The following is a 9,037-nucleotide window of genomic DNA, read 5'->3' as shown; positions in this document are numbered from 1 at the left end:
AAACCATAGAATCTCCCACAGGGTTTCTGCACAGCAGCCCCATGTCTCATTGAGCCCACACCACCCGCAACAACGCCACCATCAACCACGCCGTCGCCGCCAGCGCGGTAATGGTGCGCACATGGTTCCAGCGCTTCCACACCCGCGCATAACTGGGCCAGGCGCTGGCCGCCTCGCTGCTGGCCGGGTCCAGGCGCGCCAGGGTCTGATTGCGCGGCACGTTGAAGAGCAGGGTCACCAGCACATTGCCGAGCAGGTACAGCGCGCTGCCGATGCCAATGCACAGGCTGCCGGGCAGAGGCCAGCGCAGCCAGGCCCAGCTCAGCAGAATGGCGCACGTCACGCCGGTGCCCAGAAACAGCGCAAGGAACAGGCGGTTGAGCACCACCTGGTTGATCGATTGCATGGCGCTGACCGCGCTTTGCGCCGGGATGCGTTCCAGGGCCTGCATGACGAAGTTGGAAAAGGCGAAGAACAACCCGCCCATCAACCCGCAGCCCAGGGCAGTGACAAGGATCAGCAGTAACAGCAAGGTGTCGGCAACGCTCATGGTCAAGGCCTTTTTACAGGGTGGTCGACGGGCATGGCTGGCGGCCTTCAGCTATCCTCAGATTCGGATGACAGGCCTTTCGGCATGTCTCCAAGGTCGCACTTGGTAATCGGAAGTTACCTTTGCCTTGCCCACTCATCTGGCCCTGTAGTTTAGGCTCGCAACCCGGATCTTTCGTCGCGATATGTAGTCTTTGATGCATGGAAATAGAAAGGAGATGCGCATGCTTGTTCGGTCACTGACCCTCGCCGCCTTGCTGGCCGTTGTTGCCGGTCCTGCCCTCGCTGCTGATAGCGACGACCCCTTGGCCCTGGACCTGAACAAGGCTCGTCCCTTGGTTATCATTGCCCCCAGCACCGCCGACCCGACCTTGCGTGGATTGAACGAGGCCTTGAAAGATCCGGCCACCAAGGCTGCCTTTGAAGAGCGCAAGCTGGTGATCTATAGCGTTGCCGGCATGATCGGCAAACGCGATGACAAGTTCCTGGACCAACAGGCGACCATGGCCCTGATCCGCCAGTTCAAGTTAAGCGCCAAGGATACGGTGGCCACCTTGGTGGTACTGGTAGGCAAGGATGGTGAGCAGCACCGCCTTGAGCATACCGGTACGCTTGAACCCAAGGCGATTTTCGAAGCAGTCGACCAATTGCCAGCCGCAGAGAAAGCCATCGTGGCGCCGACCGTAGCCGACTTGAAGAGTGAGCCGGCGAAGGGCAATGAGGCCAAGCCAGGCAAGGATGGCAAACCAGCCAAGCCGGCAAAACCCGCCAAGCCCCTGCCACCACCCAAGCCCCTGGAAGATTGAGCGACTAACTTCCGGTTTTGACCTTGCTCCACACCCGGGTGCGGATGCGTTCGTACTTGAGCGGTAACGGCTCCAGGGCGAACAGCGTATCAAGCACCGCCTGGGGCGGGTACACCGAGGGGTTGTCGCGGATCTTCGCATTCACCAGTGGGGCGGCGTCCTTGTTGGCGTTGGGGTAGCCCAGGTAGTTGGTCGAGGCGGCGATCACCTCGGGGCGCAGCATGTAGTCGATAAAGGCCAGGCCTTGTTGCGGGTTGGGCGCATCCTTGAGCAGGACCATGCTTTCAAGCCAGAACGGTGCACCTTCGCGGGGGATGCTGTAGCGGATGTCGCGACCGTTGTTGGCGTTGTCGGCGGCGAGCCTTGCGTCGAACACGCCACCCGACCAGCCCAGCACCACACAGACGTTGCCGTTGGCCAGGTCCGAGATAAAGCGCGAAGAGTCGAAGTAGGCGATGTGCGGGCGCACCTTGAGCAGCAGTGCCTCGGCCTTGCGGTAGTCCTCGGGGTTCTTGCTGTTGTAGGGCAGGCCCAGGTAGTGCAGGGCGATGGGGATGATCTCGTTGGGCGCATCGAGCATGGCCACGCCACAGTCGGCCAGCTTGGCGATGTTTTCCTCCTTGAAGATCAGGTCCCAGGAATTGAGAGGTGCATCGCTGCCCAGGCGCGCTTTGACCTTGTCGACGTCGTAGCCCAGGCCCGTGGTGCCCCACAAGTACGGCGCGGCGAAGCGGTTACCTGGGTCATTGACTTGCAGCTTGGCGAGGATCTGCGGGTCCAGGTGCGGCAGGTTGGGCAACTGGCTGCGGTCGAGTTCGGCCAGTACCCCGGCCTTGATCAGGTTGGGCAACAGGTCGCCACTGGCGAAGACCACGTCATAGCCGCTGCGTCCGGCCATCAGCTTGCTCTGCATCACATCGCTGTTGTCGAACACGTCATACACCGGGGCGATCCCCGAAGCCTGCTGGAACTCCTTGGTGGTGTTGGGGGCGATGTAGTCATACCAGTTGTAGATGTGCACGCTGGGCGCGGCGGCCTGGGCGGCGGCGAGGTTCAGTAGCGCGGCCAGGGCCAGGGGCAGGCGGATCGACTTCATGGGGCACTCCGGGATCTTGTTGTTGTAAGAGGCAGCGCTCGGGGAATCAGCAGTTCGCGGCGGCCATCGGCGTGTTCGAGGCGCTGGCCGGGCAGTTGCAGGCGGCGGTCGGCCAGGTAGTCGTAGGCGCGGCGAGCCTGGTCGAGTTGCGCAAGGTCCAGTTCGATGACCTGCCGACAGGCCTCGCGCCCGGCCTCGAACAGCAGGCGCCCATGGGGGTCGACCACGGCGCTGCCACCGGCAAATACCAGGTTGTCATCGCCAGCGCCGACGCGGTTGACCATCAGGGCGAAGGCCTGGTTCTCCTGGGCGCGGGCCATGATCGCGGTGCGGTGCACCGGGCCGTAGGGGTCCATGTTGCCGTTGCTGACCACGATCAAATCGACACCCAGTTGCGCCAGGGCGCGGCTGCTTTCCGGCAGCTCGATGTCGTAGCAAATCAGCAGGCCGATACGCAGGCCTTTCCAGCAGGTTGTGGCGTAGCGATCACCAGGGGTGAACAGGCCGCGTTCCGACGGCCACAGGTGAGTCTTGCGATAGTGCAGGGCGATGCCTTCGGGAGTCAGCAACAGAGAGGTGTTGTAGTAATGGCCGTCGGCTTTCTCGGCCAGGCCGATCACCACCGCCACATCACGTTCGCGCAGCGCCTGCAGCACGGCCGTAACGCTCGGGCCGTCCACTGCTTCGGCAACTTTGGGCAATTGCTCGGCACTGGCAAAGCCCATCAGCTGGGTTTCCGGGAACACCAGCAAGTCGGTGTCGGGCGCGCAACTGGCGATGGCCTCGAGGGTGCGTTGCAGGTTGTAGGCGGTATCGCCGTCGCGGCCGGCGAGCTGTATCAGTTCGATTTTCATCAAAGATTCCTGGCGGGGGGCTGCAAGCGAGTATGCGGTGCGGCAGTGGAGGTGGTAATTACGTTGATGGAGTAACCCTGAATGGGTAATGGCTGCATTCGCTATCGCGGGGCAAGCCACCACTGCACTTCCAAGCACTTCCCTCATTCGCATAGAATGATAGAAATTCTCATTTAATCTTCAAGTCACCATGCCCGACTCCAACCCCGCCCTGCACCAGCAGGTCAGCCATCTGTACCAGTCTCATCACCGCTGGCTCACTGCCTGGCTGCGCCCGCGGGTGGCGTGTCATGCCCTGGCGGCCGACCTGATGCAGGACGTGTTTGTGCGCGTACTCAGCGCCGCCGACGCCAGCGACCGGCTACGCAATGTGCGCGAACCCCGGGGCTACCTGGCGACCATTGCCCGTCGGCTGATGATCGATCACTTTCGCCGCGCCCGGCTCGAACGCGCCTGGTTGCAAGCCCTGGCCGAGCAACCCGAAGCGCTGGACATCTCGGCCGAAGCCCGGGCCATCCTGCTGGAATCCCTCTGTGAACTGGACGCCATGCTCGCAGGCTTAGGTGCTCGGGTGCGCAAGGCCTTTCTGCTCTCGCAGCTCGATGGCATGACCTACAAGGCCATTGCCGCCACCCTCGGCATCTCGGTGGTCACGGTCAACCGCGACGTCGCCAAGGCCTTGCACCACTGCACGCTGTACAGCCTGCAACACGAGGCCGACTGATGCCCGCACTGAATCCGCGCCAGCTTGCCGCCCTCGAACAGGCCGCCGCCTGGCGCGCCCGTCTGGGCGATGAAAGCGCAGGCGCCGCCGAACACGCTGCCTGGCACGCCTGGATGCAGGCTGATGAGCAACATCCCTGGGCCTGGCAGCAGGTCGAACAGGTCCAGCAACGCCTGCAGCAGATGCCCGCAGGCCTGGCCGGGCGCACCCTGGCGCTGTCGGCGATGAGCCGCCGCAGCGCACTCAAGGGCCTGGTGCTGGTGGCCGGTGCCGGTGGCCTGGGCTGGGCCGGCTATCAGCAAGCCCGGCCAGACGTCTGGTTTGCCGACTATCAGACCCGCACCGGCGAGCGCCGTAGCCTGACCCTTGAGGACGGCAGCCAGGTCCAGCTCAACACCGCCAGTGCCCTGGATGTACGTTTCGACCCGCAGCAGCGTTTGCTGGTGCTGCGCGACGGCGAGGTGCTGATCACGACCGCCAAGGACCCGGCCAATCGACCCTTCCTGGTACAAACCCGCCACGGCACGTTGCAGGCGCTGGGCACGCGCTTCTCGGTGCTGGCCGGCGAAAACACTTCTCGCCTGGCCGTGTTTGAAAACCAGGTACTGGTGCTGCCGGGCGAGCAGGGTGGCGGGGCGCTGCTGGAGGCCGGTGAGCAATGCCGTTTTGCCAACCCGGCGCTGGTGCTCAGTTCGCCACTGGAAGGCAATCTGGACGCCTGGAGCAAAGGCCTGCTGATTGCTAACGAACAGTACCTGGGGGCCTTTATCGCCGAGCTTTCGCGTTACCGCCGCGGTTGGTTGCGCTGCGCGCCAGAGGTGGTCGGGCTGCGCATCAGCGGCACCTTCAGGCTCGATGACCAGGCGCAGATCTTCCGCGCCTTGGAAAGCACGCTGCCGGTGCGCATCAGCCAGCACACACCGTACTGGGTGACCGTGCAGGCACGTTAACGAAAGAATTTTTCATGTAAATGATATTAATTCGTCTTGTCGTTCGACTCATGGAAGGCAGGCCCACTGCCTGAATGCCAACCAGAAGAGAACGCATCGAATGAGAACTCGCCGGATTCACCACGCCCTGCGCTGTTGCGCGCTGTTGTTGCCCTTGAGCCTGGCCCAGGCCGAAGCGGCCATGCGTACCTACGACCTGGCGCAGGACGATCTGGGCCAGGTGCTGACCCGCTTTGCCGCTGAAGCCGGGGTGGTGTTGTCGTTTGATCCGGCGTTGACCCAGGGCCAACACAGCGAAGGCCTGCACGGCCAGTACGGGGTCGAAGAGGGCCTGCGCGCCTTGCTCGCCAGCAAGGGGCTGGCGCTGATCAAGGAGGCGGACGGGCGCTACAGCCTGGTGCGTGAAGTGAACGAGGCGGGCGCGATCAACCTCAGTGCCACCGAGGTCACCAGCAACCAGTTGGGCACCATCACCGAAGAGAGCCGTTCCTACACCCCCGGCACCATTGCCACCGCCACCCGTCTGGTACTGACCCCGCGCGAGACGCCGCAGTCGATCACCGTGGTGACCCGTCAGCACATGGATGACTTTGGCCTCAACAACATCGACGACGTGATGCGCCACACCCCGGGCATCACCGTCTCGGCCTATGACACCGAGCGCAACAGCTACTACGCGCGCGGCTTTGCCATCAGCAACTTCCAGTACGACGGCATTCCTTCGACCTCGCGCAATGTCGGCTACTCAGCCGGTAACAGCCTCAGCGACATGGCCATCTACGACCGCGTCGAAGTGCTCAAGGGCGCCACCGGCTTGCTGACCGGCGCAGGCTCGCTCGGGGCGACCATCAACCTGGTGCGCAAAAAGCCGACCGCCGAGTTCAAGGGCCACTTCGCCCTCGGCGCCGGCAGTTGGGACAACTACCGCAGCGAACTGGACGTCAGCGGCCCGTTGACCGACAGCGGCAATGTGCGCGGCCGGGCGGTGGCCGCCTATCAAGACAAACACTCGTTCCTCGATCACTACGAGCGCAAGACCAGCGTCTACTACGGCATCCTCGAGTTCGACCTCGACCCCGATACCCTGCTGACCGTTGGCGCCGACTACCAGGACAACAACCCCAAAGGCTCCAGCTGGTCGGGCACCGTGCCGCTGTACAATGGCTATGGCGACACCAACAATGTCTCGCACCATTTCAACAACGCGGCAAAATGGAGCACCTGGGAGCAGTACACCCGCACCGTGTTCGCAAGCCTTGAACATCACTTGGACAACGGCTGGGTGGCCAAGGCCCAGCTTGATCACAAGATCAACGGCTACCACGCGCCGCTCGGCTCGATCCAGGGCTACCAGCCAGGCAAGGACGGTACCGCCGATATCTATGCGCAGAAGTACACCGGTGAAACCGTCAGCAACTCCCTGGACCTGTACCTGAGCGGACCTTTCCAGTTGTTCGGCCGTGAGCATGAACTGGTGATCGGCAACTCCTATACGGCTTCGCGCTGGAAGGGCAAAGACTACCGCGATGTCACCTACGCCGATGACATCATCGAAGACTTCCCCAACTGGAACGGTGACATTGGTGAGCCCGACTGGGGCCCGGTGGCGGCGCGCACCGACGACAAGGTACGGCAGAACGGCACCTACCTCACCGCACGCCTGCACCCGACCGACGACCTGACCCTGCTGCTCGGCGGGCGCCTGGTCAACTACAGCTACGACGGGATCGACGCCAACAACAAGGAAAACGATCGCCTGATCCCCTACCTTGGCGCGGTTTATGACCTCAATGACACCTACTCGCTGTATGCCAGCTACACCGATATCTTCATGCCCCAGGACGCCTGGTTCCGCGACCGCAACGACCGCCTGCTGGACCCGGACGAAGGGCAGAACTACGAAGTGGGCCTCAAGGGCGAATTCCTCGACGGCCGGGTCAACGCCAGCCTTGCCTATTTCGAGATTCACCAGAGCAACCGCACCGTCGAAGACAACCAGTACAACGGCGACCCGACCAACCCCGCAGTGGGCTTTGCCTGGATGGGCGTGAAAGCCAAGACCAAGGGCTTCGAGGCCGAAGTCTCGGGTGAGCTGGCGCCAGGCTGGCAGCTGCAGGCCGGTTACACCCACAAGGTAATCCGCGATGACGACGGCAAGAAAGTGTCGACCTGGGAGCCGGAAGATCAGGTCAGCTTCTTCACCAGCTACCAGCTTACGGGTGCGCTGGAGCGCCTGACCGTCGGTGGCGGTGCGCGCTGGCAGGGCAAGGGTTGGCAGGTGCTGCACAACCGGCCCAAGGACATAGACCAGGAGTTCGCCCAGGATCCGTTCTGGCTGGTGGACCTGATGGCCCGTTACCAGATCACCGACAGCCTTTCGGCAACGGTCAATGCCAACAACCTGTTCGACAAGCGCTATTACACCAACATCGGTTTCTATAACTCGATGTCGTATGGTGACCCGCGCAATTTGATGCTGACCACTCGCTGGGATTTTTGATTACTTAAGAATAAAACGCCCCCTTGAGTAGAAGGGGGCGTTTTTTACTTCGGCTAGCTAGTCATGCTATGCCTTCCGAAACAGTTACGGATGCATCACGAAGTGTACGTTGGCCCATAAACACAGTCATCACCATCACAAGACCCGCACCGATAGCCACGCAGAAACCTGCCTGTGCGCCGTAGATATCAATGAGCAGACCCGAAACTACACCGCCGAGCGCAACGCCGACGCTGATACCCGTCGTCATCCACGTCAGTCCTTCGGTGATCTTCGAGGGTGGGACAATGATTGTGCCGAGGTTCATAACGATGACCATCGTAGGTGCGAATGACATACCTGCCACGAACAACATTCCAGAAAGAATGTAAACGTCTGGAGAAAGTAAGGGTAGAAGCGCGGTTACGGTTGTTATCAATACTCCGACGAAGAATTGTTGTTCCATCGGTAAGGAAACCCTTAGCGTGCCGAAAGTCAGGCCAGCGATCATTGAGCCGAGCGCATAGGCTGCGAGGATGAAGGTAGCGGACGCTGGCCACCCTTGCGCATTGGCGAAGGCAACAACCGCTACATCGACTGATCCACCAATCACACCCAATGCCAAAAGTGCCAGAACGATGGTGCGAAGACCGGGGATAAGCAAGACCGAGCTCGCGGCTCTCTTGCTAGCTACGACTACCGTCGGCTCAGTCTGGCGCTGCTGCAGAAAAGCAGTCACGCCGATGACCAACAGCAAGACGGCAACAAGAGGGCCCGCTTCAGCGAAAAAATGTGTGCTCAGACCAATAGCAAGTGGCGGACCGATAATGTAGGTAAGTTCAGTTAGAACCGTGTCTAGTGAGAAGGCCGTGTGCAATTTCGACGTGCCACGGAAAAGATGCGTCCAGCGTGCTCTTATCATGGCGGGCATGCTTGGCATCGAACCTGCCAATGCCGCTAGAATAAAAAGCACCAGGGTAGGCGCTCCACTATAAACAGCCATTATTAGCGCTAACAACATGCCCGTACTGAACGCAGTCACCCAGGGCAAAACCTGACGTTGACCACGCTGGTCTACGAGCCTCGATATATGCGGGCCTATAATCGCATTAGCCAAGGTGAATACACCTGCGACCGAGCCGGCCAGCCAATAAAGCCCTGTCTGCTGCACCAGCATGGTAATGATGCCGATACCGATCATTGCCTGTGGCAGACGGGCAATGGAACCTGCAATCACTAATCCCACGACGCCGGGGGTGGTGAGAAGTGCTCGGTAGGTAGTTGCCATGTGTTCTCCAATTTATAACTAAACGAAACGCTCATGAGTGCATCGCTAAATATGTTTAGCTGGTTTGACGATGAATTGCCAGTCCTCGCTATTTGGGTGTGATGCAGAAACGTCGTTGTTTAAAAGCTAGTATTGCTCGTCGCCATGAATGTGGGAATGTTCTGTAAGAGTCGTAGGGCGAATCCTAACTTTAATAGAGTTAAGTTATTGGCGGTATCTATATCTAGAAACAAAAAATCCAATAAGCAACTTCGATTTTCATGTGTCAAGCCCTAGGGATTCTCCGATCAA

At 60.7% G+C, this 9,037-nt stretch carries 8 protein-coding genes; 4 read left to right on the top strand and 4 right to left on the bottom strand.

Going from position 1 to position 9,037, the window contains the following annotated elements:
• Window positions 1-46: 46 nt before the first annotated feature.
• Window positions 47-550 carry an anthrone oxygenase family protein gene (locus tag M5G17_RS26910; RefSeq protein WP_273895893.1) on the bottom strand — a complete coding sequence of 168 codons (504 nt, stop codon included), beginning with the start codon at window positions 548-550 and terminating at the stop codon, window positions 47-49.
• Between the two features lie 223 nt (window positions 551-773).
• Between M5G17_RS26910 and M5G17_RS26905 the strand changes: the two genes are divergently transcribed.
• A complete protein-coding gene (locus M5G17_RS26905) occupies window positions 774-1,355 on the top strand; it encodes a DUF4174 domain-containing protein (protein ID WP_273895892.1) in 582 nt (193 codons plus the stop codon).
• A 4-nt stretch (window positions 1,356-1,359) separates the two neighbouring features.
• Here M5G17_RS26905 and M5G17_RS26900 read toward each other — a convergent pair whose 3' ends face one another.
• Both M5G17_RS26900 and M5G17_RS26895 read right to left on the bottom strand, forming a co-directional pair.
• Entirely contained in the window at window positions 1,360-2,451 is a 1,092-nt protein-coding gene (locus M5G17_RS26900; protein WP_273895891.1) for a polyamine ABC transporter substrate-binding protein, read from the bottom strand.
• Window positions 2,448-3,305 carry a carbon-nitrogen hydrolase family protein gene (locus M5G17_RS26895; RefSeq protein WP_273895890.1) on the bottom strand — a complete coding sequence of 286 codons (858 nt, stop codon included), beginning with the start codon at window positions 3,303-3,305 and terminating at the stop codon, window positions 2,448-2,450. The genes M5G17_RS26900 and M5G17_RS26895 overlap by 4 nt, the downstream gene beginning before the upstream one ends.
• Window positions 3,306-3,495: 190 nt before the next feature.
• Here M5G17_RS26895 and M5G17_RS26890 point away from each other — a divergent pair, with 190 nt between their 5' ends.
• The 3 genes from M5G17_RS26890 to M5G17_RS26880 all read left to right on the top strand — a co-directional run bounded on the left by M5G17_RS26890 (window position 3,496) and on the right by M5G17_RS26880 (window position 7,479).
• The gene (locus tag M5G17_RS26890) at window positions 3,496-4,029 is read left to right on the top strand and encodes a sigma-70 family RNA polymerase sigma factor (RefSeq protein ID WP_273895889.1); all 534 of its coding nucleotides are present in this window, start codon (window positions 3,496-3,498) and stop codon (window positions 4,027-4,029) included.
• Entirely contained in the window at window positions 4,029-4,979 is a 951-nt protein-coding gene (locus tag M5G17_RS26885; protein ID WP_273895888.1) for a FecR domain-containing protein, read from the top strand. Before M5G17_RS26890 ends, M5G17_RS26885 begins: the two co-directional genes overlap by 1 nt.
• Before the next feature lie 100 nt (window positions 4,980-5,079).
• Window positions 5,080-7,479 carry a TonB-dependent siderophore receptor gene (locus M5G17_RS26880; RefSeq protein ID WP_273895887.1) on the top strand — a complete coding sequence of 800 codons (2,400 nt, stop codon included), beginning with the start codon at window positions 5,080-5,082 and terminating at the stop codon, window positions 7,477-7,479.
• A gap of 61 nt (window positions 7,480-7,540) precedes the next feature.
• Here the strand turns inward: M5G17_RS26880 and M5G17_RS26875 are convergent, their stop codons facing one another.
• Window positions 7,541-8,746, bottom strand: a complete 1,206-nt coding sequence (locus M5G17_RS26875) for an MFS transporter (RefSeq protein ID WP_273895886.1) — start codon at window positions 8,744-8,746, stop codon at window positions 7,541-7,543.
• Window positions 8,747-9,037 lie beyond the last annotated feature (291 nt).

Origin of the sequence: Pseudomonas rubra (assembly GCF_028656935.1) — a bacterium.
GTDB classification, from domain to species: domain Bacteria; phylum Pseudomonadota; class Gammaproteobacteria; order Pseudomonadales; family Pseudomonadaceae; genus Aquipseudomonas; species Aquipseudomonas rubra.
This window is presented reverse-complemented; position numbering and strand designations above follow the sequence as displayed.